The sequence below is a fragment of the Aeromonas sp. 600886 genome, assembly GCF_049174935.1.
Taxonomy (GTDB): Bacteria; Pseudomonadota; Gammaproteobacteria; order Enterobacterales; family Aeromonadaceae; genus Aeromonas; species Aeromonas veronii_A.
Window position 1 is genome coordinate 65387 of record NZ_JAAKUB010000008.1, and the last position, 22923, is coordinate 88309.

21 protein-coding genes, 2 tRNA genes and 1 riboswitch are annotated in these 22923 nt (G+C 54.5%); of the genes, 9 read left to right on the top strand and 14 right to left on the bottom strand.

Annotated elements, in window-relative coordinates; genetic code table 11:
* Positions 1-75: 75 nt before the first annotated feature.
* The 3 genes from gmtX to G5179_RS08395 are packed head-to-tail and all read right to left on the bottom strand — an operon-like array spanning position 76 to position 5116.
* Positions 76-750, bottom strand: a complete 675-nt coding sequence (gmtX, locus tag G5179_RS08385) for a gamma-mobile-trio protein GmtX (protein ID WP_236319824.1) — start codon at positions 748-750, stop codon at positions 76-78.
* Complete coding sequence (locus G5179_RS08390; protein WP_236319826.1) at positions 747-3719, bottom strand: VPA1269 family protein; 2973 nt, start codon at positions 3717-3719, stop codon at positions 747-749. The genes gmtX and G5179_RS08390 overlap by 4 nt, the downstream gene beginning before the upstream one ends.
* A complete protein-coding gene (locus G5179_RS08395; protein WP_164091218.1) occupies positions 3716-5116 on the bottom strand; it encodes a tyrosine-type recombinase/integrase in 1401 nt (466 codons plus the stop codon). The genes G5179_RS08390 and G5179_RS08395 overlap by 4 nt, the downstream gene beginning before the upstream one ends.
* A gap of 370 nt (positions 5117-5486) precedes the next feature.
* Here G5179_RS08395 and G5179_RS08400 point away from each other — a divergent pair.
* From G5179_RS08400 to G5179_RS08425, 6 genes are all read left to right on the top strand, one after another.
* A tRNA-His gene (locus G5179_RS08400) sits at positions 5487-5562 on the top strand.
* A gap of 318 nt (positions 5563-5880) precedes the next feature.
* Positions 5881-6591, top strand: a complete 711-nt coding sequence (gene rstA, locus G5179_RS08405; RefSeq protein ID WP_139411989.1) for a two-component system response regulator RstA — start codon at positions 5881-5883, stop codon at positions 6589-6591.
* A 21-nt stretch (positions 6592-6612) separates the two neighbouring features.
* Entirely contained in the window at positions 6613-7938 is a 1326-nt protein-coding gene (gene rstB / locus G5179_RS08410) for a two-component system sensor histidine kinase RstB (protein ID WP_421258182.1), read from the top strand.
* Between the two features lie 54 nt (positions 7939-7992).
* On the top strand, positions 7993-8175 hold the full coding sequence (locus tag G5179_RS08415; RefSeq protein ID WP_005359970.1) for a hypothetical protein: 183 nt from the start codon (positions 7993-7995) through the stop codon (positions 8173-8175).
* Between the two features lie 151 nt (positions 8176-8326).
* On the top strand, positions 8327-10876 hold the full coding sequence (mprF, locus tag G5179_RS08420) for a bifunctional lysylphosphatidylglycerol flippase/synthetase MprF (RefSeq protein WP_421258183.1): 2550 nt from the start codon (positions 8327-8329) through the stop codon (positions 10874-10876).
* An 11-nt stretch (positions 10877-10887) separates the two neighbouring features.
* The gene (locus tag G5179_RS08425) at positions 10888-11610 is read left to right on the top strand and encodes an AcvB/VirJ family lysyl-phosphatidylglycerol hydrolase (protein WP_421258184.1); all 723 of its coding nucleotides are present in this window, start codon (positions 10888-10890) and stop codon (positions 11608-11610) included.
* A gap of 291 nt (positions 11611-11901) precedes the next feature.
* Here the strand turns inward: G5179_RS08425 and G5179_RS08430 are convergent.
* Together G5179_RS08430 and G5179_RS08435 are read right to left on the bottom strand one after the other, a co-directional pair.
* A tRNA-Ser gene (locus G5179_RS08430) sits at positions 11902-11989 on the bottom strand.
* A 134-nt stretch (positions 11990-12123) separates the two neighbouring features.
* Positions 12124-12579, bottom strand: coding sequence for a YbjN domain-containing protein (locus G5179_RS08435; protein ID WP_005337119.1), 456 nt, complete (start codon positions 12577-12579; stop codon positions 12124-12126).
* 158 nt (positions 12580-12737) lie between these two features.
* On the opposite strand from G5179_RS08435, the gene G5179_RS08440 reads away from it, so the two are divergent.
* Positions 12738-14075: a flavohemoglobin expression-modulating QEGLA motif protein gene (locus G5179_RS08440; RefSeq protein WP_005337120.1), complete on the top strand. Its 1338-nt coding sequence runs from the start codon at positions 12738-12740 to the stop codon at positions 14073-14075.
* Between the two features lie 55 nt (positions 14076-14130).
* Here the strand turns inward: G5179_RS08440 and G5179_RS08445 are convergent.
* From G5179_RS08445 to G5179_RS08455, 3 genes are all read right to left on the bottom strand, one after another.
* A protein-coding gene (locus G5179_RS08445; RefSeq protein ID WP_421258185.1) for an IS3 family transposase occupies positions 14131-15350 on the bottom strand; the annotation gives its coding sequence in 2 pieces (ribosomal slippage) (positions 14131-15002 and positions 15002-15350; 1221 coding nt in all).
* Positions 15351-15465: 115 nt separating this feature from the next.
* Positions 15466-16047 (bottom strand): thymidine kinase, encoded by a 582-nt coding sequence (locus G5179_RS08450; protein WP_421258186.1) that lies wholly within the window; start codon positions 16045-16047, stop codon positions 15466-15468.
* Positions 16048-16137: 90 nt separating this feature from the next.
* Entirely contained in the window at positions 16138-17718 is a 1581-nt protein-coding gene (locus G5179_RS08455; RefSeq protein WP_421258187.1) for a Na+/H+ antiporter NhaC family protein, read from the bottom strand.
* 88 nt (positions 17719-17806) lie between these two features.
* Positions 17807-17978: riboswitch (Lysine riboswitch) on the bottom strand.
* Between the two features lie 302 nt (positions 17979-18280).
* On the opposite strand from G5179_RS08455, the gene G5179_RS08460 reads away from it, so the two are divergent.
* Positions 18281-18685, top strand: a complete 405-nt coding sequence (locus G5179_RS08460) for an H-NS family nucleoid-associated regulatory protein (protein ID WP_075115902.1) — start codon at positions 18281-18283, stop codon at positions 18683-18685.
* A gap of 69 nt (positions 18686-18754) precedes the next feature.
* On the opposite strand, the gene G5179_RS08465 is transcribed toward G5179_RS08460, so the two are convergent.
* The 5 genes from G5179_RS08465 to G5179_RS08485 all read right to left on the bottom strand — a co-directional run bounded on the left by G5179_RS08465 (position 18755) and on the right by G5179_RS08485 (position 21643).
* Positions 18755-19330, bottom strand: coding sequence for a cob(I)yrinic acid a,c-diamide adenosyltransferase (locus G5179_RS08465; protein WP_106844486.1), 576 nt, complete (start codon positions 19328-19330; stop codon positions 18755-18757).
* Positions 19327-19557 (bottom strand): DUF3820 family protein, encoded by a 231-nt coding sequence (locus tag G5179_RS08470; RefSeq protein WP_005337126.1) that lies wholly within the window; start codon positions 19555-19557, stop codon positions 19327-19329. The genes G5179_RS08465 and G5179_RS08470 overlap by 4 nt, the downstream gene beginning before the upstream one ends.
* Position 19558: 1 nt before the next feature.
* Positions 19559-20230, bottom strand: coding sequence for a 7-carboxy-7-deazaguanine synthase QueE (queE, locus tag G5179_RS08475; protein WP_421206539.1), 672 nt, complete (start codon positions 20228-20230; stop codon positions 19559-19561).
* A gap of 61 nt (positions 20231-20291) precedes the next feature.
* Positions 20292-20999 (bottom strand): 7-cyano-7-deazaguanine synthase QueC, encoded by a 708-nt coding sequence (queC, locus tag G5179_RS08480; RefSeq protein ID WP_005359893.1) that lies wholly within the window; start codon positions 20997-20999, stop codon positions 20292-20294.
* 20 nt (positions 21000-21019) lie between these two features.
* The gene (locus tag G5179_RS08485; RefSeq protein ID WP_368209301.1) at positions 21020-21643 is read right to left on the bottom strand and encodes a tRNA-uridine aminocarboxypropyltransferase; all 624 of its coding nucleotides are present in this window, start codon (positions 21641-21643) and stop codon (positions 21020-21022) included.
* Here G5179_RS08485 and rrtA point away from each other — a divergent pair.
* Positions 21642-22235, top strand: coding sequence for a rhombosortase (gene rrtA, locus G5179_RS08490; protein ID WP_111901347.1), 594 nt, complete (start codon positions 21642-21644; stop codon positions 22233-22235). The genes G5179_RS08485 and rrtA overlap by 2 nt on opposite strands.
* Here rrtA and pyrF read toward each other — a convergent pair.
* Positions 22210-22911 (bottom strand): orotidine-5'-phosphate decarboxylase, encoded by a 702-nt coding sequence (gene pyrF, locus G5179_RS08495; protein WP_111901346.1) that lies wholly within the window; start codon positions 22909-22911, stop codon positions 22210-22212. The two genes, rrtA and pyrF, sit on opposite strands and share 26 nt — an antisense overlap.
* Between the last annotated feature and the right edge of the window lie 12 nt (positions 22912-22923).

Here is a 22923-nt window from a genome sequence, read left to right on the forward strand (position 1 = left end):
GCAGTATGCCCGAAAGTAGCCAAAACAAGACTCCGGTTTGAGGTCGGTGTCTTGTGATAACTAGAACTGTACAAGTCATTTCTGCTTATAGTCTAAATCTTGACTGTCCAGAATTGCTTCCAACGCCTCTGCTAATCCTGGATCTGAAAGTACTGTTCCTGCTGGAATCGGCCGCTTAGCTATCAGACACCCATCATTGTTGAAAGACAAACTCGGGTTAGATTGATTGAGCAGGTTTGAGATAACTTCCCGATTCAACTCACTCAATATTGTTGCTACCAAATTAGTAGTCCCTATATCCATAGATACAACTGGTAATTTCTCGATGTTTCTCAATGCGTCATTTTGAGCCTTTAGCGAGCGGACTTGGCCAATGAATATCATCATTTTATGCTGAAGAACTGGATCACTAATTTTTGCTAGATCTTGTTCATCAATTTGGATTACTCCATTATCAATTGTCTCAGTAATCTTAACCTTCTTCGCCGCCAGAACCTCTATCCAAGCATCGATTAAAATGGGATAAGGATTTTGGCCATTACGTTTGTTGTAAATTGTTCTAGTCGAGATCTTATACCCTTGTGTTCCTAATATTTTTACTACAGATGCAGCAGAAGGCGTTGAACCCTGTTTTACCAGCTTTGCACAAACCTCATGGATATTCGCAAGCATTTTCCTTTGGTCTGCTTTTCTATTTTTTGATAATTCCTGATACAAATCCTCTACTTGGCTAATTGTTACGGGTGTCATTGATCATTTTCCTTGTGCAAAATCTGACTAGATAACTGTAGTCTTGCCATTTCACGCGGCATACTAGGGGTAAAGCCAAGCTCTTCTAGGGTCACACTACCTGATTGCAATGCTACTATCTCCTCTCCTGTGGCTCTAGTTACAAGCAGTTTTGCCAGGCTATCTGCGACTCTCCGTTTTTCATCTATTGTCAGCGGTAGCATCATGAGCGGCTTATATCCGTTGTTTAGAAGGATAATATTCATCACCTCATCACGTTCTCGCTCATAGTTTTCATCACGGTCATTGATATAAATTCTGCTAGCCTGAACAACGAGATCTAGTGTTTTGAAATTGCTAGGTGACTCAGCATATTCTATATCGAAGTGGCTTTGTGAGTGCACAACAAGATCAATCCCCCCTTCAGGACTTCCATCTGGTATCTGACGAATTTTACTGATGAGATTATGAGTCGCATGAAGCGAACGGATCAGAGTATCTGTTTCATTACTAAGGCGCTCAATTATTGAGTGTAATTTGTTAATATCAGTCCTCAATTTTGCATCAGGCTTTTCTCCAGCCTTCACGGCGGTTCTCAAATTAACCTGAAGTTTATTCACATTTTCGGTGGCATCTTGAGTTGCCTTTATCTTTTTCTCTATCTCAAGTAGTAATTTGTTTCCGTGTACTATCAACTCCATTTTCCAAGGAGAACCGGTAATGAAATGACGGCAATTAATACAGTCTTTATCTGAAACCGCTCCATAAGTATTAGTTTTCCCATTTTTACGAATAACTTCTCCACCATCGTAACACCTCGTACCACCGTATGGGCAAATTCCTAGATGGGTTGCATTCCAAATACCGACAATGGCAGTACAATTTCTGCTTAATGCGATTGCAGCATCTTCACTATTGTATGCTGCATATTTTTTCACCTCATCCCACGAAGAACTCTTAATCCACCGAGCAAAGTCTTCCTGTTCCCTTAGCAGGATATTGTGACTGGCCTCATTCAGTATTTCTGTGACGTGAGCTACCGAATGTTTTATGTAATAGAGGGTCATGGTCAAGCTTTTGTGCCCAGCAACAAGCTTACTAAGCACATCAATTGGAACCCCTTGTTCTGCCAGTGAGGTTAGTCCCGCAACCCTTAATCCGTGAGGTGTAAAGAATACTAATTGGGGTTGTCCAACCTCATTCCAATTAAGAACAAGTTGGATATCCAGTCCCTCTTCATTAAGCTGTTTTTCCAGTTCAGCCATTGCCAGATTCCAATACTGAACTAGAGAACGCTCAGTTGGAGGGACCATGCTAGTTGCAGCACTTCGTTTCGAGTTTATGCCCGAACGGAAAAGATAAAAACGGTCAGGAATACTATCTGCGATAGCCTGATTGGCTGTTTGAGGAAATACAGAATCTGGAATTTCTCTGGCAGAGACAGGATTGTAACACGGATTATACTTTTCCTGCCATGCTCTTAACTCTGTTGCCAGACGGATTATTTCGGGATGCTTCCAAGGAATTTCATAACCAGAGAATTCACTAAACCCCACATCTTTGTCTGCTGTTTTATTGGAGTTTATGTAAAGAACCAGATTCTGGTCACTTTCTTCAAATGAGCGAGATTCTCTCAGTAAACCACGGTCATAAACTCTAGCTTTAGGATCGTTTTTCCAAAAATTAGCGGTACTTGATTTATTTGCAATCCATTTATTTAACTCTGGTGAGAATTGCTTAGTATCGCCCTCTCCAGAATCACACCGTAGCAACTGGATACGCCGAACTGGAATTTCTAACATCATCAGGTAGATATATGTAACTGAAGGTAACCAGAGAGGCTCACCTAGTTCGTTTGTTAAATGGTCACTATATTCACTACTTAATGTTTTTGGCCATGCATAATCTTCTCCTGAGAGCAAATCCCTTAACCTCATTCTAAGCCATAATGGCATAACCTCCTTGGTAGAAGATCCTGGCACATCCAAATCACTTTTATGCGAATTAAAAAAAGATTTAAGTGCTTGCGGACGAACTAATGGGTATGCGGCAGAAAATTTATCACCATTTTCTTCGGTGTCAGATAAATAGGTTTCGATAAACCAGTTGGAAAAGTTCGTGTTGTATCTTACAAAATCGCAGAGAGCGGCCTCACTGGAAAATAACTTTTCATGAAACTTTGCTTCCGACCATGCTATGAAATCTACGGGTGGTTGTGAGCTAAAGAACTCTTCTGGCGATGGTATTTGGGTGCCAAAATAGACATCTTCCAAGAAGATACGAAATCGATGAAATGCAGTATGATAAGTTTTTAGCGTAAAGTTACGAGTTGATTCTATATAGTGGTTCCAACGCTCAACCCATGAAACAAGATGCTCAGGCGGCTTAGCCAGAAGATCCTCGCCTTTGTTGACTTTATCTGAGCGTTTTACGTGAATCGCCTTAGAGAAGTTATACCCTTCTACCATTAAAGTTAGTAGTTGAGCTACCCCCTTTAAACCTGCTTTATCATGAATGCTTAGATCATTAATATACCGGTCCCCGTCGGCGGTTCTTATAGGAGCTAAAAACTCCTCCCAGTCCTCCATAGTGACGTCATTAAGGTATTCCCTTTCCATCAGAAAAAGAAGTTCACTCGCAGCAGTGATAATATTATTGACGAGAGTGGCTCTTGCTTGCTCACTTTTTGGGCTATTAGCAATCCCATGAGAGGCTATATCCTTTTCAAGTCTATCTACTATTGACTTTGGGACAAGTAGCCTTCTTAAATTTTTGGGCATGTACGACTGCCCATATCTAGCGTAAAAAAATTCAGACGTTACCATCCATTTACACGTTTTGTAGTTTTTTATCAAACGCTCAAACGCATTTTCAACCTCTCTTGAAACCTTGGATGCAGCAAAAGGAGAAATGATCATCACAGATAGGGTTATTTCATCATTTTGTTCAATTGCGTTGCCATTTCTTACACTGATACCGCGCAATTTCATTTGACCATTCCTATATTGTTTAGTTGTGAGCTAAGTGTGTAACTGGCCAAGATCTTCTGAACCTTATCTGGTGGTAGTTTTTTGTATACTTCTTGAGCATCAATGGTTCGATGGTGCATTACATCCTTAATTATCTGGGGCTCAACTCCAGCTTCGGCCATTACATGTCCAACGTGGTGCCGTAACGCATGCGGATTGAGTCCATAATCTCGACCACGCGGCAACTTCCGCCCAAGTTTTTTCTCCAACCGCCCTAGAGCCCTCTCAAAAGATTTATCGAATGCAGCCATTGAGTAAGGAGCACCTCGATAGCTGATGCCTGCCCCACGATCTTCACCATTAGATACAAATAAAAATGGATGTTCTGTTCCGTGATTAGCCTTGTAACTCTTCATTAGTGAAGGACGATAGCGGTTCATGTAGAGCAAATACATTTCCCAAAACAGGAACGAGTACGACTCATGTATGAAATAAACAGGCGCTGACAGCGTTTTTTTATCTACGGCCAGAGATTTCCAAGTAGCATGGTGACTTCTGCTAGCACCACTCCGATTTCTAGGTAACATTTTCCTCTGAGCTAGGTACTGCTCTCTGGTTTGTTTGTTGCCTCTAAAACCTGTTTGTGAGCCTGAGGGATGAAATAAGGTTACTGCGCACCCTCTAGCAGGTTCAGGCACGACATCATTAAACCAGAGATGAAATGGTTCCCCTTTTCTAAGCCCACCGCCTGCAAGCAATATAGTGATCATTTTGGCCGTTATGTCCTCTCGTTCAAATGGATCAGTTGCATGAGGATCACGAATAAAGCCATGTGTTATTAGCTGAGGAATTAGCTCTGAAGGGAAGTTGTTGACAGTTCGAATGTTACCTATCGACTCTCGTGGATCATTACCCAATTCCATACCAAAAAACTTCCTCGCCTTATCCAACCCTTCCGCCAGCATGTTGACGTCCTTGGTGTGATATAGCATGGATTTACTGGCTATTATTTTACTAGCCGTCAGCAGCCTCCTTAGGCTAGGTGGGACTTCTTCTAAATACCGAAGGAAAACCGGATCCTCTTTCCTGCTGGTTTCATCTTTCCAAGCGATAAACCTAGTTATGCTAGAGCACATCTTTTTTTGCACAGAAACCGAACCAGGGGCCCAATAAAGACCTGTCTTGTCTTGATAGGTCTCGGGATCAATAGTGCCATGGCAAAGGGACAGCGAGAACCGCCGGAAAAGCTCTTGTCTTGATAGACCTAAATCGGCGACAGCAACGGAGAAATCATATAGCAGGCCCAGCGCTCTAGACGTTTGTCTGGCCCACGACAAGCTAGTATTTGGGCGAGCTTTGAAGTACTCAACAAGAGGCCAGAAAACAGACAGCCCGTTTGGAGTAATCAAGTATAACATTGGTAGCTTCATGGTTGAGACATCAGCTAACTTCTGGATGATCACAACATGAGACCTACCTATTGGAGAATTCTCACCCAACCTCAAAGCAACACTCCTTTAACATGACGTTCCATGTGTTAACTTAATGGTAAGATCTAATAGGGGGTTGGTCAAATCAATAAGCTATAAAATTTTGTTGATTTATGCGACTTATCAGCCTATCATCCGCACCATAAAGCGCTTAGTAGTAACTTGTGGTAACCTAAGTAAAGGGGTTAGAAGAGCAACGGCCTTCTAAGCCGTGGGTCGCAGGTTCGAATCCTGCAGGGCGCGCCATTGATACTCTCCTTTTCTTCTGGATTGGCGAGTGTTGATGAAGATTTTAGTGGTGGCTGTAGCTCAGTTGGTAGAGTCCCGGATTGTGATTCCGGTTGTCGTGGGTTCGAGCCCCATCAGCCACCCCATTATTCTGTCGATAATCGCCGCAAGGGGATGTACATCGACTTGGTGCAGTGACCTTCTGGTCTACACCACAAAAAAACCGGCCTTGGCCGGTTTTTTTGTTTTTACGCCCGACAGCGCCTTGCCTTGTCTACAAGGCCATCATCCTCTAGATCGATAAACGCGGCTCTGCCCATTTGTCACGATGTGCGCCTCCCCATCGATACACACGGCCACACTCCCCCACGCACCAGCCTGCCCGGTTCTTTTTCTGTATTTCCCAAGCGCCATTGATATGCTGATCGCTCTTCTTCTCTCCTGCTTTCCGTTGGAGCTTTTCTATGCAACGCATTCTTTTTGTCGAAGATGATCCCGAGATTGGCCAGCTCATCAGCAGTTGGCTCGGTCGCCACGATATGGACGTGATCCTCGAGCCCAGAGGGGATATGGCGCTGGCCCGGGTCGAGGCCGAACAGCCCGATCTGGTGCTGCTCGATATCATGTTGCCGGGGCAGGATGGCATGTCCCTCTGTCGGGATCTGCGGCCGCGCTTCGACGGCCCCATCGTGATGCTCACCTCGCTGGACAGCGACATGAACCAGATCCTGAGTCTGGAGTTGGGCGCCAACGACTACATCCTCAAAACGACACCACCACCGGTGCTGCTGGCCCGACTTCGGGTGCAATTTCGCCAGCACCAGCAAACACCAACCCAACCGGCAGCCACCAGCAGCGTTCCCCAGCAGCTGCAATTTGGTCGGCTGCGGGTGGATGGTCCGGGACGAGATGTGCGCCTCGATGGCGAGAGCATTGCCCTCTCGACCGCCGACTTTGATCTGCTGTGGGAGCTCGCCTGCCACGCGGGCCAAATCTTGAGTCGGGAAGCCCTCTTTCGCAGCTTGCGCGGCCGGGAGTACGACGGTCAGGATCGCAGCATGGATGTGGCCATCTCCCGCCTGCGCCGCAAACTGGGTGATAACCCCGACAACCCGACCCGGATCAAGACGGTGCGACAGAAAGGCTACCTCTTCGTCCCCCACGCCTGGGAATAACCCTCTTTCGGGAGCACCGCCATGCGCCGCCTCTTTATCCAGTTCTATCTGTTGCTGATCGGCTGCTTCACCCTGGCCATCCTGCTGGTTGGTGTGGTCTATCAGGTGACCGCCGAACGGGCGGGTGATCGCTATCTCGAACGCATGATGCAGGGCTCTCTTGGCCTGTTGACCGGCGAGTTGGCAAGAACCCCGCCACAGCGCTGGCCCGATCGGCTGGCCGAGCAGAGCAGTCAGTTTACCCTCCCCCTCAAGATCGGTGAGCTGACACGCCAGCCCCTGGCCAGCGAGGATCAAGCCTTTCTGGCCGCCGGCAACATTGTCATCGTTGAGGAGGATGACACCTTCCTGCAGCGCATCCCCGATACCGATCGGGTGCTGATTGTCGGCCCGGTTCCCTACCTCTCCTACCTGCACGAGCTGCACTGGGTCGATGTGGGGCTGCTGCTGGGGATCGGCCTATCCCTCGGCCTGCCCATCCTTCTGTGGTTGCGTCCCCACTGGCGCGGCTTGCAGCAGTTGGAGCAAACCGCACGTCGCGTGGGCGATGGGGATCTCTCCTGCCGAACCAATCTGCCACCGGGCAGCAGCCTGGCCCGGGTGGGACGCACCTTCGATCAAATGGCGACCCAATTGCAGGCCATGATTGCCAGCCGCAAGCAACTGACCGATGCCATCGCCCACGAGTTGCGCACCCCGCTGGTCCGGTTGCGCTATCGGCTTGCCATGCTCGATCCTGCCCCTGCCGAGCAGGAGCAGCAGGCGCTGGAGCGAGATCTGGGAGCGCTGGACGCTCTGATCGAAGAGATGCTCACCTACGCCAAGCTGGACAGGCCGGAGCTTCCGCTGCAGCGGGATGAACTGGAGCTCGGCAGTTGGGCAGAGCATCACCTCGGCGACTGGCAAGCGTTGCGGCCGGAGAAACATCTGACCCTCGCTCTGCCTCCCATCAAGATGCCCTGGTGCGGCGATCAGCGTCTGCTGACGCGCGCGGTGGAGAACCTCATCGGCAATGCTCTGCGCTACGCCGAGAGCGAGGTTACCCTCTCCATCTCGCGGCTGCAGGAGAACTATCTGCTGGAGGTGAGCGACGATGGACCGGGGATCGATCCGGCGCTGGCGCCCCAGATCTTCGAGCCGTTCGTACGCCTTGATCAAAGCCGGGATCGTCGCACCGGCGGCACTGGTTTGGGACTGGCCATCGTGCGCAGCATTGCCCGTCATCACGGAGGCGATGTGGTGCTGCTGGCCAGTGACCACGGCGCCCGCTTCTGCCTCACCCTGCCTGTACATTTGGATACAAACCGTCACCAACCGCTCACTGAAGGGCCGCTGCAACCGTCATAGGATGACTGTCATGGAGAACGCTCCATAACATCAACCCGAATAAGGAAATTGAACATGAAAAAGATCATTCCCCTGACCCTGGCAGCCGTCTTCGCCCTCACTTCCGGTTTCACCATGGCGGCCACCCCGACCAAGACAGCCACGCCGCAGACGACCCAGACCAAGGTGGTGAAAAAACACCATAAAGCCACCCACGCCAAGACCCCTGCCGTCAAAGTCGCGCCGAAAACCAAGTGATCCAACGGGTCACTTGATAGCACCAAGGGAGGCTGACGCCTCCCTTTCCATCTCTTCCCGAAATTTTCCTGACGAGCGCCTCCCTCGTCCAAACCGGATCCACGACCCGGCTCCCTTTGCGGGAAACGGTCAATGACCACAGGAACATGGCATGTGGCGTCATCTGCTTAAATGGCTCGGCCCCTTGTGCAGCTTGCTGCTGCTCGGCACCGCACTGACCGTGCTGTATCACCTGACCCAGACATGGCACTGGCACGATATTCGTGTGGCCATCTGGTCCCAACCCCTGCCGCGACTGGCGGGCGCCCTGTTGCTGACCCTGCTCAGTTATGGTTGCCTCTGCAGCTATGACATGCTGGCGCTCCATGCGCTGGGCAAGCGCCTTCCCTGGCAACAGGTCAGCATCACCTCCTTTATCGCCTACACCTTGTCCAACACCCTGGGATTTGCCCTGCTGACCGGCACCTCGGTACGCTATCGCCTCTACTCCGCACTGGGGCTCACCACCGGAGAAGTGGCCCGCGTGGTGCTGTTCTGCTCCATCACCTTTTTCCTCGGCCTGCTGGCGTGGGGAGGTGGCGCCCTACTGACCTGCGATGTATCACAGTTGCTGCCTGACTGGCCGCAATGGGCAGATACCCTGCTCAGGCTGGCGGGCGGCATGGCTCTGCTGTTGGTGGCCAGCTACCTCTGCTGGCCTACACACCGTCTCTCCTGGCGGAAACACACCCTGACCCTCCCGGGCTTTCGGATACGTCTGTTGCAACTGCTGGTCGCGCTGGCCGACTGGATGGCCGCCGCCGCCGTGCTGTTTGTGCTGTTGCCTGCAGATAGCGTCCCCTACCCTGTGCTGCTCAGTGCTTTCGTGCTGGCCAGCTTCCTCGGGGTACTGGCCCACGTGCCGGGCGGGATCGGCGTGTTCGAAGCGAGTATGAGCCTGCTGCTGGCCCACTACCTGCCGGCCGACAAGCTGCTCGCCTCGCTGCTGCTCTATCGCTGCATCTATTATCTGCTTCCCTTTCTCTGTGCCCTGCTGCTCTTTGCGAGTCAGGAGATGCTGCAACAAAAAGCGCGCTGGCAACGGCTACAGGGGCTAATGAGTGCAGTGCGCGAATTTCTGCCTGCCCTTATCAGCATGGGCACCTTCGCCGCCGGCAGCCTGCTGCTCTGCTCGGGCATGATCCCGACCATGCGCAGCCACATCGAGGTGTGGCTGCAGGTGCTGCCGCTCCACCTGCTCGAGCTCTCCCACGTGCTCGGCAGCGTGAGTGGTATTCTCCTGATCCTGCTGGCGCGCAGCCTCTATCGCCGTCACGACGCCGCGTTTCGCATCACCCAGCTGCTGCTGGCTCTAGGTATCGCCTTCTCCCTGCTCAAGGGTGGGGACTGGGAGTCAGCCCTGCTGCTCGGCAGCTTCCTGCTGATCATGACTCCCTGCCGCGCCCTCTTCTATCGCAAGGGGTCGCTGCTCTATCCCCAGTACACCCCAGGCTGGCTCATTTCGGTCGGCGCCGTGCTGCTGGGAGCCCTGTGGCTGCTGCTCTTCTCCTACCGTCAGGTGGAGTATGACCACGCCCTCTGGTTCCACTTCTCGCCCCACGGCGGGGCTGCCCGCGGCCTGCGCGCCATGGGGAGCGTGGTGGCCGTGCTGGCCGTGGCCGGGGTTGCCCAGCTGCTTGCGCCGCTGCGCGTAGTCGGTGAAAAGCCGGACAAAGAGACGCTGGCGCGCGCCCACGAGCTGGTGGTACGCGAAGGGGGGATCCACGGCTATCTGGCCCAGTTGCAGGACAAGTCCCTGCTGTTCCACTCCTCCGGCGACGCCTTCCTGATGTATGGCATCGAGGGCAACAGCTGGATTGTGATGGGGGATCCGGTCGGTCGCCCCGAGCAGATCGAAGAGCTGCTCTGGCAATTTCGCGAGCGGTGCGATGAGCACGACGCCAATCCGGTCTTTTATCAGGTCTCGGCCCGCTATCTGCCACTCTATCTGGAGCTGGGGCTGATCCCCTTCAAGCTCGGTGAAGAGGCGATGGTCGATCTGGCTACCTTCGATCTGGCGGGCAGCCGGCTGCGCAACCTGCGCCAGAGCCACGCCAAGGGCAAACGGGAAGGGTTGACCTTCGAGGTGGTCGAGGCGAGCGCCGTGGCTCCCCTGCTGCCCAGATTGCAGACCGTCTCCGATACCTGGCTGCAGAGCAAGATGGGCAAGGAGAAGGGCTTCTCGGTCGGCCGCTTCGAGCCTGACTACCTGACCTTAAGCCCGGCTGCACTGGTCTGGCACGAGGGGCAGATTGTCGGCTTTGCCAACCTCTGGGTGAGCGATAACAAGGAGATGCTCTCCATCGATCTGATGCGTTACAGCCTGGATACCGGCACCGCCCCCATCATGGATTTTCTCTTTGTCGAGCTGCTGCTGTGGGGCAAGGCGCAAGGGTACGCCAGCTTCAATCTGGGGATGGCTCCCATGTCCGGCTTCAACGATCACCCGCTCAACAGCTACTGGGCCCGACTTGGCAATACCCTGTTTGTGCGTGGCAGCCGTTTTTACAACTTTCAGGGGCTCAGACGCTACAAGGAGAAATTTTCGCCCCGCTGGGAACCCCGCTACCTGCTCTGCAGCAGCAAGCTGGTACTGCCCAGAACCCTGACTCACCTGATCACCCTGATTAGCCGCGGCCCGCTGGGGCTGATCAAGAAATAGGAGCATAGCCAATGAGAGCCTTGATTTTGCTGTTACTCAGTCTCGTACTGCCCGTTTCGTCTTTTGCGGCGCACGCCGCCCCGGTCAAGGATGACCTGAGCCTGATTGAGCTGCCGGTCAAGCAGCCATCCGAGTCCCCCATGGTGATCTTTCTCAGCGGCGATGGTGGCTGGGCAGCCCTCGACAAGGGGTTGAGCGCCCAGTTTCAGCTGCACGGCATGCCGGTCGTGGGCTGGAGCTCCCTCACCTACTACTGGAAGAAGAAAACCCCGGAGCAGGTGACCGCCGATCTGGAGCGGATCCTCGATGATTACCAGACTCGTTGGCAGCGTCCCCGCTGGCTGCTGGTCGGCTTCTCGTTTGGTGCCGAGATTGTCCCCTTCGTCATCAACCGGTTGCCGGAGCACTATCGTCAGGGACTAGTCGGGGCCGTGATGCTCTCCCCCTCTACCAGCTCGGATTTCGAGATCCACGTCAGCGACATGCTGACCCACAAGACCCGCAGCTACCCGACCGAACCGCAGGTGAAGACCATCCGCGATCTGCCGATGCTCTGCCTGCAAGGAGCCGATGACGATGACGGCGACCGCCTCTGCCCTCGTCTCAACCAACCCAACGTCACCAGCATCACCCTGCCGGGAGGACACCATTTTGACGATAACTACCCCCAGCTCTATCAGGCCATCACCAAGCATCTGAACCTGCCCCCGGATCCGCTGACTGTGGAGCATTAACCCGTATCACCACGGAATGCCTTTCAAGTACCGAGCAGGGCAAATCAGCGAGCAATGAAAAGGGCCTCTCTTGCGAGAGGCCCTTTTACTGAATTGGGCGGAAACTTTAAAAGGATCGACCAATGGCTTGGCCGTGGCGTCAAAGTCACCGAGGCATTTCACTGCGATTGCCCAAGCGGTTCAGCCTGATGCGCCATCAAGAACGAAGATTCGCATTCCTATGCCAGCAACCACGCTGGGGATTGCGCCATAAAACGAAAGCACTGATGTTTCCATCAGTGCTTTGCAATTTGGCGGTGAGGGAGGGATTCGAACCCTCGATACGTTGCCGTATACACACTTTCCAGGCGTGCTCCTTCAGCCACTCGGACACCTCACCAAATTTTGGTCTGTGGTTTAACGTGTTCAGCCAACACTGTGTTCGCTACGCTGTTGCGCTGGAACGGGGCGTAATTTAGGGGAAAGCCCCGCCCGCGTCAACGGCTTTTTTCACCTGGCGAACCGTTCGAACACTTAATGCACAGATTCCGGTGCAACCTGAATTTCCGGCAGGTTGAGGAAGCCGGAACGTTCGCATTCGGCAACCAATTCGTGGGTGGCAGCGATGGTGCTTTGCACGAACAGCAGGAACTGCTCGACGCTGAGTCCGGCCTTGGTAAAGACAGTGTGGCCGACCACCAGCCGCGGCAGGTTGTCGTCGATGATATCGAGGAACACCTTGAGGGAGGGGTACTGCATATTGAGTCGGCCCAGTTCGGCAACCAGCGGCAGCATTGCGGAGGGGCGCACTTCCAGCTCGGAGGAGAACAGCAGGCCTTCCTCTTCCACGAAGATCCGGCTCTCCTGAATACCATCGACCGACTGCAAAGAGACAATGTGGATACCGTGACACTGGTCGCAGACATAATGCTCGATACGAGCCTGTTGCAACCAACGCATTATCATTTCGGAGCTGGGGATATTCATCATTTCCACGACAAGATTGGGATCAAGGGGCGCAGTCTAAACCAATTTGCTATCAACAAAAAGCACGCCAACCCGATAACCCTGCGGCTCGCTTCTTTTTGGCAAGCGCTATGCATATACTCAGCCAAATCCACGATGACGCTTGCCCCACAGGGGGCCCCATGACTATCCAAGAAAAGTATCGCCTTCATCTGAAATCACTCTCGGATGAGCTGCTCACCCTGCAAAAACCCATCCGCATTCTGGATGCCATCAAATGGCCACGCCATCTGCAGGATCGCTTTCTGGCAAGCGGTGGCAGGGAGCTGCCCGCTATCGACAGGCACTTCTATGATGCCCTCCCCCTCGGCTTCGATCCGCGCAACAAGTATCTGGAGCTCAAGGAGCTGCGGGACCGGATCCGCAGAAAACTGGGGCCACAGGACGATCTTGGCCGGATCCTGCAAGAGACGGTCGATCAGTACATGGTGGTGATCGAGATGCTGCGCCAGCGGGGCCAACCCGATTTTCAGCGTTACAGCCAGCTGCTTTATGGCTCTGCCAGCGATCACCTGCGCGGGGATCGCAAGACTCTCAAGGAGCTGGGCGCCCGCCTGTGCGATATCTTCTCCCTGCCCGGCGCGCGCCATCTGGTGCGCCCCTACCCCAAGGAGTTCGAAGGAGAAGCCGCGGTCGCCAAACTGCAGGGCAAGCTGTCGAGCTACTTCAGTGACGGCACTGTGCAGGTGAAGCTGAGCGATGGGATTGTCTCCGATGCCGCTGCCGGTGGCGACTACATCAAGCTCAACTCCCACGCCCGTTTCTCCGAGCTGGACTTGCAGGTGCTGGAGGTACACGAGGGGTGGGTCCATGTCGGCACCACCCTCAACGGTCGCCAGCAGCCCTATGCCACTTGGCTGAGCGCCGGTTCACCGCGGATCACCGCCTGTCAGGAGGGGCTGGCCGTCCTGATAGAGACCCTCACCTTCAGCTCCTTTCCGGATCGGGCCAAGCGTATCTCCGATCGGGTGATGGCCATCGACATGGCCGAGCGTGGCGCCGATTTTATCGAGGTGTTTCAGCACTTCGTGCAGCAGGGCACCAGCGAGCACGACGCCTACAAGATCACCCAGCGGGTCTTTCGTGGCGGCATGGTGGGCGGCGGCGCCTGCTTTACCAAGGATCTCTCCTACGTGCGTGGCTATGTGGAGACGGTCAACTTTATCCGCAGCGCCGTGCTGGAAGGGGTGCCCGAGATCCTGCCGATGCTGTTTGTCGGCAAGGTGACACTGGATGACATTCCGGTGCTCTATCAGCACTATCTGGAGGGGCTGATCGCCGCTCCCCGCTATTTGCCACCGATGTTTCGCGATCTCACCGGCCTCTATGTCTGGTTCGGTTTTGCCTCCGGCATGTCACTGGTCGATATAGGCCGGGTACAGCACCATTTTCGCCAGCTGTTTCAACGCCTGCCGGTGGCCGACCCCATCATTGCGCCGGTGGATATCGAGATCGACTGAACCACAGCGATAGTCCTGAAATAGGTTTACACATTTTCAACTAGCATTTTTCTACTCAGAACCCTCTATGTACCGCATCGGGGGTTCTGTATTTCAACGCATGATGCGGCCGCTCCGCGTTGTAAATATCCACCGCTTCACGCACCATTTCCCGCGCTTGCGTCAAATCCTGCGGGCTTTGCAACAATAACTCTCCTTTCAAAATCCCGTTCACCCGCTCCGCCAACGCATTCTGGTAACAGTCATACCCATCCGTCATCGAGCATTTCACCCCGTACCGTTCATGTAATGACTGATACAGCCCCGAGCAATACTGCACGCCGCGGTCCGAGTTATGGATGAGTTCACCGTCGCCACGTCGTTGCTTCAGCGCTTTCTTGAACGCCATCGCCACCGACTCGGCGTGCATCCCTTCGTGCACGTGATGGCCCACTATCTTGCGTGAGTAGGCATCCGTCACCAGGCTCAGGTACAGCGGTCCGCTCCTAGCTGGCAGATAGGTGATATCTGCGACCCAGACCTGCTCCGGGGCCACCGGCGTGACCTGCTCTGGCCCCGCCTTGAGCAAGTTGGGATGACGGTAGAAACGGTGAAAACTGTGGGTGGTCTTGTGATAAGCTCGTCTGGGTAGCACCAGCAGGCGGTGCTCAGCCAATATCCGAAACAGCCTGTCACGCCCGACCTTGAGCCCGCCATCATCCTGACCCTGGAGCAGATAATGCAGCTTGCGAGTACCCACCCGCGGTTGTCGCAGTCGAACCTGACGCACAAAGCGCACCACCTGCAGCCCTTGTGCATGGCGCTCGTCGGCGACCCGATTGCGCTTGTAGTAAGCCTGCCGGCTTATCCCCAGAAACAGGCAAGCCCTGACAATGGTCAGCCTCTCTACTTGCCGCTGCGAGAGGACTTGCCGGGTCGCTTTTTTACGATGGAGACGCCGTAGTCATTCTTCAGTACATCGACGACGGCCTCAAAGAACTGGGCCTTCTGGCTCATCAGCGCCAGCTGTTGCTCAAGTTCCTTGATGCGCTGTTCGGGCGTCTGGTTGTCGGGGTCAGGCATGGTGATGCTCCTGCCGGCGCGCACAGAAGCCCCCTGGCTCCAATCTTGCCGACCATGTTTACGCAACCATACCAGAACGGTGGAGCGGCCCTGAATGCCATAACGCACCTGAGCCTGTTTGTAGGTGAGCTCGCCTTTTTCAATCTGCTCGACCAGTGCCAGTTTAAAAGTCAGCGAGTAATCGCGCTGTGTCCGTTTCACACCTTGTCCCATCGGGTTCTCCATTTATTGGGGGGAAAGGTGTAAACCATATTCAGGACGGGACAGGGGAAAATAAAAAGGGCGCCAGATTGGCGCCCTTCTCGACGATTCAGATATCGCAGCCGAATTACTTGTAGGCCCGACCTTCCAGATAGTGTTTGCGACAGAGCGATACATAGCGATCGTTGCCGCCGATCTCCACCTGTTCGCCATCACGCATCACCTGCCCCGCTTTGTTGACCCGGGAGTTCATGTGAGCCTTGTTGCCGCACCAGCAGATGCTCTTCAGCTCTTCAAACTTGTCGGCCAGACAGAGCAGATGGTAGGAGCCTGGGAACAGCTCGCCGCGAAAATCGGTCTTGAGGCCATAGGCCATCACCGGAATATCCTGCTCATCGACGATGCGGGCCAGCTGGTAGACCTGCTCACGGGTCAAGAACTGGGCCTCGTCCACGATAAAGACATCGATATGTTTCTTTGCATGGCGCGCTTTCACCATCTCAAATAGATCACAGCTGTCGCTGAACACGTCCACCTTCAGTTCAAGGCCAACTCGGGCACTGATCACCCCGACCCCGAAACGGTCATCGATGGCTGGCGTCATCGCCAGAGGATGCATGCCCCGCTCCAGATAGTTGAAGTGCGCCTGAATGAGCTGGGTGGATTTGCCTGAATTCATGGTGGCAAATTTGTAGTGCAGTGAAGCCATGATACTGTTCCGAAACTGAATTTATGGGGCGCATGCTAACCAAAGCCCCTGACAAAACCAAGGGGCCCGCGGGCCCCTTGCTCTAAAATGTTACGCGGTGGCCAGCTCTGGCCGCGCTTTGGCCTTTTTCAGGTGATAACCGGTAAAGAGCACAAACCAGAGGGCGCTGACGCTGAAACCGGCCAGGCTGGAGTGCATCAAGCCCATCGCCAGGTAACCGATGGCCGCGCCAAAGGCGATGGCCAGTGCATAAGGCAGCTGGGTCATCACGTGATCGATGTGATGGCAGCCGGCACCGGTGGCAGAGAGGATGCTGGTGCTGGAGATGGGTGAGCTGTGATCCCCGAACACCGAGCCAGCCAGTACCGCGGCCAGCATCGGCAACATCAGGCTGATGTCGCTGGCGGCAGCCATGTCACCGGCCAGCGGCAGCATGATGCCGAAGGTACCCCAGCTGGTACCGGTGGCAAACGCCATGGCACAGGAGAGGATAAAGACCACAGCAGGCAGCACTTCGATCGGCAGGTTGCCGTTAGCCAGCGAAGCCAGGTACTTGCCGGTCTCCACGTCGCGCACCACGGCACCTATGGTCCAGGCAAACAGCAGGATGTTGATGGCTGGCAGCATGGCCATGACGCCCTGCGGAGCGGCCTTGATCCAGTTTTTGGCACCCAGCTTCAGGCGCATCGCCAGACCGATGGAGACCACCAGACTGCACAGGGCACCGTAGACCAGCGAAGAGCCGACGTTGGTGTTTTCGAACGAGCCGAGCACGCTGAACGGCAGACCTTTCTCGCTCAGCACCGCAGCACCGGAATCGATCATGAAATAGATGGTGGCGGCGGTCAGGGTCAGGATCGGCAGCACCATGTCGATCATGCCGCCGTTGCTCTCTTCCGGGCTCTCCATATCCAGACCGATGGGGCGGCCCTTGGACTCATCCCACAGCTTGCCTTCCAGCGCCCACGCTTCATGTTGACGCATCGGGCCGATATCCAGCTGACAGGCGATCACCACCAGCACCATGATCAGGGTGAAGACGGCGTAGAGGTTCATCGGGATCATCTCGACAAATGCCGCGATGGGGCTCTGTTCAGTCAGACCGTGGGCCGCCATGATGCCGCCAACCAGGGCGATGATATAGGCGCCCCAGGAGGAGATGGGCATCAGCACGCAGACTGGCGCCGCGGTGGAGTCCAGCAGATAGGCCAGTTTGGCACGAGAGATCTGGAAGCGGTCGGTCACCGGACGGCAGATGGCCCCCACCGACAGGCTGTGGAAGAAGTCATCGATAAAGAAGGCAAACACCATCATGCCAGTCAGGGCTTTGGCGCCCTTGCGGGTCTTGGCACGACGCTCGGCCCACTCGGCAAAGGCACGGGTCGCCCCGGAGACGCTCATCAGGCTGATGAGGCCACCCAGCAGCAGCATAAACAGGATCATGTTGACATTGTCACGATTGAGCGCGCCATCGACCCAGAAGATCTTGAGCACGGTATTCAACATGTAATGCAGGGATTCGAGGGGTGAAAACTGATTGAGCAGCAAACTGCCGGTGACGATGCCCACACCAAGGGACAGCAGCACGCGGCGGGTCATGATCGCCAGCGCGACAGCCAACAGGGGGGGAAGAACGGACCAACCGGAGTCGGCGAAATGACTAATGTCCATGATCTCTTTGCACCTAAAGATTACAGGTGGAGATCTACCGAGAGGATCTAAAGAAACAAAACCTATGGGGAGGTTATACTCCTCAGCCCCTTCAGGTAGCGCTCCATAGTGGATGACTATGGCAGTCCTGCACCTATTAGATGCAGAACCAGCAGCCCGGTATGATGGCCTGGCCACTTCGGCGCTGACTCCTTTCCTTGTGCATCACAGGCATCACCCTCCGCACAAATACTCATAGGCAGCGCGCCTCTACTTAAAGGTATTCGATGCACATTTTATCGAGATGGCAGCTTATAGCAAGTTTTTTGATTAAATAATCATAATAAACAAATCAAGGTCGGAAAATGGTAGTCAAATGATGCAACAACGCCAACTTTGACGCTATTTTCACCTACTGCGGCTTCATTGGCATCCAATCACCTAGCCTATTGCAGGCCATATTAAATATCTGTATTGATGTTCCCCACGGATATAATATTTAACCCGGCTTGACTTATTTAAATCACCAAGCAAGAATCAGCTGGAACATAATATTTTTCTCTGACTCGACGTGGTAACTCCTATGAATGAATTTTTAAAGGTACTGCTTAATATCCGCAGTCTGCGTGCGACCTGCCGCGAGCTTTCTCTGGAACAACTGGAAGAGGCACTGGAAAAACTCTCTACTATCGTTGCTGAACGTCAGCAAGATGAAGCTGCCGAGCGTCAGGCCCGTGAAGAGCATCTGCGGAAAATTAACGAATATAGCGAAATGCTGAAAGCCGCCGGTATTGACCCGGCAGAATTGGTAAGCGCTGTCGCTACCAACCCCGGCAAATCAGAAAAAGCCAAGCGGGCGCCACGTCCGGCCAAATATCGCTATCAGGATAATGGCGTAGAGAAAACCTGGACCGGCCAGGGCCGTATGCCTTCGGTCATTGCCAGCGCAGTGGCAGCAGGCAAATCACTGGAAGACTTTGCTATCTGATCTCAATCTCGTTGCTAATAAAAAACCTCGCCAAGGCGAGGTTTTTTATTGCCGCTTAAACGTGAAATATCAGATAGCTGATTGCGGGCGATCTGCTGCCTTGACCCACAGCACTTCACGCTCCCCTGCCACGCAGATGAGATAGCGGGCAACGGTAAAGAACCAGTCACTCATCCGGTTCAGATAGGGCAGCACCTCGGGATTGACCCGCTCTTCCCGGCTCAATGTCAGCAGCAAGCGCTCGCAATGACGCACCAGAGTGCGCACCACATGCGCTTGCGCCGCAGCACGGGAACCACCGGGCAATATAAATTGGCGCAGCGGTGGCAATGGCTCACTATAACGATCTATCTGCTGTTCAAGGCGAGTTGTCCAAGCGGCATTAACCTGCCAAATCGATTCATTCTGGGCGTCGCTGGAGAATGCCAACTCGCCCCCCAGATCAAACAACTCCTGTTGCAACAGCTGTAAATCAGCCAATAAGCCGACCTCTTGCGATGGGACGTCACAAATCAACAAACCAATATGGGAGTTGAGCTCATCGATATAACCGTAGGTCTCGACCCGCAAATGATCCTTGGGCAATGGGATACCATCGGCCAGCCGGGTCATGCCCTTGTCGCCCTGCCTCGTATATATTCTCATACCGACATCCTGTTAATAATGGGAATAATCATGGACTCGAGTCCATTGAGTTTGATTTCGTAAGCCAACGCTAGCGTCTGGCCCAATTTACCCGCCGGAAAACCGCTGCGCGCCATCCACACCAGATAGGGCTCGGGAATATCGATGATACGTCGACCCTGATATTTACCGTAAGGCATCTTGTTGGTCAGGGTCAGCAGTACCTGTTCGTCGGATAGCCAATCCATATTAATCGATATCCAGATATTTATGAGTCTGGATTGAGAGTCGCCAGTTACGCGCGATACAGGTATCCATCGCCAATTGGGTGGCCCGTGGTTTCTGGCTGATCGGCTGCAAGGCAATGACCACGTCCGGGCGCAGGGTAGCGGTAGCGAGCAGCGCATCCAGCTCTTCAATATGGTGCTCGGTGGCCACCGGATGCTTGATCTCGTTGGCACGCTCCAGCGCCGAGACCAGCACAGGCAGCCCCCCTTTCATACCGATCTTGGGGGAGACGGTTACCCAAGTCTGCTCATGAGTCTTGATCTCGCTGGTGCCACTGGTTTCAATCTGCACCTGATAACCCGCCGCCAGTAATGCTGACGAGAGTTCGTGCAGATCGTAGAGGCAGGGTTCCCCACCGGTGATCACCACATGGCGTGCCTGATAACCCAGATCGCCAAAACTCTTGATAATCTGCGCGGTGCTGAGTTGGCTCCAGCAATCGGATTCGTTGGAACCATCCAGTACCGCCGCCTTACCCACTTCACGAGCCGGATCAACAACCCAAGTATGACGGGTATCGCACCAGGGGCAGCCCACCGGGCAACCCTGCAGGCGAACAAAGATGGCGGGCAGGCCGGTAAAGATGCCCTCCCCCTGGATGGTCTGGAAAATCTCGTTGATTGGGTAGTGCATCTCGATCACGGCTTGTTGCAAAAGTCGCGGATTATACCCCAAGCCACGGCAAGACGCAGGCTCACTCTGCGCTTTTCTCGCCCAGCCCGGTTTTCTCAAACAGTCTGGCCATGATACCCGCCTTGTCGGCCAGATAGTTGTTCAGACCGCGACTGCGCAGTTCACACGCAGGACACGTGCCGCAACCGTCACCGGCAATGCCGTTGTAGCAGGTCAGGGTCTGCTGGCGCACCGTGTCGAGGTGACCATAGTGATCCGCCAGTGCCCAGGTTTCGGCCTTGTCGAGCCACATCAAGGGAGTTTCAAAACGGATGCCGCGATCCAGCCCCAGCGACACCGCCTGATTGAGGGCCTTGACAAACTCGTCACGGCAATCGGGATAGCCGGAGAAGTCGGTCTCGCAGACACCGGTGATCACCGCTTCGGCGCCCACCTGATAGGCATAGATGGAAGCCAGGGTCAGGAACAGGATATTGCGACCCGGCACGAAGGTGTTGGGTAGGCCATTATCCTGCAGCTCGCAGCTGACCGGGATGTCGTCACGGGTCAGGGCAGAGACCGCCAGCTCATTGAGCAGCGTCACATCCATCACCTTGTGGGCGGCGATCCCCAGAGCACTGCCCAGACGACGCGCGGTGTCGATCTCTTCCCGATGGCGCTGGCCATAGTCGAAGGTGATGGCGTGCACTTCATCATACCGGGCCAATGCCTGTACCAGACAGGTGGTGCTGTCCTGACCGCCACTGAAAACCACGACTGCTTTTTTCATCTTGATAACTCCTTGAATTGTCACGCGCGGCGGCCTTCGGCAAAGTCCTGCCACTGGGTATTCAACCGGTTAAACAGGGTCAGCAAGGGCGCATAGTGCTCCGGCCTCCCCTCCCACCGGGACAAGAGGTGATAGCCCGCCTCTATGGTAGAGAGGGCATCGGGAAAGGGTTTCTTTCGAATGGCATATTGACCGGCAATGGCACCAATGCCGATGCGGGGCAAGCGGGCCAGTGCCGGGTTGCTCTGCAACATGCGATAGGCTTTGCGCCAGGTGCCGTCAAGCAAGATAAAGGCGACGGATGTGGAGCTAGAGGATTCACTCTCCCGCTGTTGGCGAAGATCGGTCAGCGAAATGGCATCCTCATCCGGCCAGAGTAGATAGCAGCGACGAGAAGGATCTGCAAGCAACCCATTGAGCCACTCATCGCGGGAAAAGTCCTCCCCCACATGGATCTCGCACTGTTGCAAAGAGGCCGCCAGCAGCGCCGCAGTCCCCTTGGGATGTGCCACCTCGTTGGGGTGCTGCAAGATGTAGAGGGGTGTGTGATTGTCAACCGGCACAATATAATCGCACAGGCAGGCTTTGAGGGCTCGGGTGCAACGTGTACAGTATCGACTGTTCTTGTCGTTGGACTGTTTCATGTTGTCAGACAAATCTGGATTGCTCTGGGTTATCACGCTCTCTCTCACCAGCTTGCTACTCTTCTTTACCGTTCCCAATCTTCAGCTCTCATTCGATCGGCCCTTGATCGCCGGGGGCGAAGGGTGGCGGATCATAACAGGCAATCTGGCTCATACCAATCTGTGGCACCTGCTGCTCAATCTGGGCGGCCTCGCCATCCTCTATAGCCTGTTTCGCGACTATCTGGGTGGAGCTCGCCTGCCGCTGCTGATGTTGCTGCTCTGGTTGGCAGTGGGCTTGGGGATCTGGTGGTGGTGCCCGCAGACCCAATGGTACATGGGGCTATCCGGCTCGCTGCATGGCCTGTTTGTCTGGGGGGCAATGCAGGATATCCGCCACGGACGCCGCACGTCGGGCTGGCTGCTGCTAGCGGGGATGGGGCTCAAGCTGGTGATGGACTTCTACAACGCAGGAGAGAGCCCGATCGCTACCCTGATCAATGCCAGGATACACATCGGCTCTCATCTTATCGGGGCCGGTGCAGGCCTGTTGCTCGGCCTGCACCGTATATCACTGGGTGAGCCTGTTACGCGCCAGCCAACTCGGCATTGATGCTGGCCAGCATGGCGGCCGGATCGGCAGCCTGCGTAATGGGGCGACCAATAACCAGATAATCGGACCCCGCCTCGACCGCCGCTTTCGGTGTCATCACCCGGCGCTGATCCCCGGCCGCTGAACCGGTCGGGCGAATACCCGGGGTCACCAGCTTGAACTCATCACCCAGCAAGGCTTTCAACTCATGGGCCTCGTTGGCAGAGCAGACCACCCCATCCAGACCGGATGCTTTGGTCAAGGTAGCCAGCCGGATCACCTGCTCGGCCGGGCTCACATCCAACCCGAGGGGGATCATGTCGGACTGCTCCATGCTGGTCAACACGGTCACGCCGATAAGCAGGGGGGCCTTGTCGCCATAAGGCAGTAGCGCATCTTTGGCGGCACGCATCATCCGCTCACCACCACTGGCATGCACGTTGACCATCCAGACACCGAGCTCGGCACTGGCTGCCACGGCTTTGGCAACGGTATTGGGAATATCGTGAAACTTCAGATCCAGAAAGACATCGAATCCCTTGGCCACCAGCTGGCGTACAAACTGCGGGCCAAACAGGGTAAACATCTCCTTGCCTACCTTGAGACGGCACTGGGCCGGAGAGATACGTTCAACGAACGCTAAGGCATCTGCCTCGTGCTGATAATCCAGCGCTACCAGTACTTTGGGATCTTGCATCTCACATCCTAT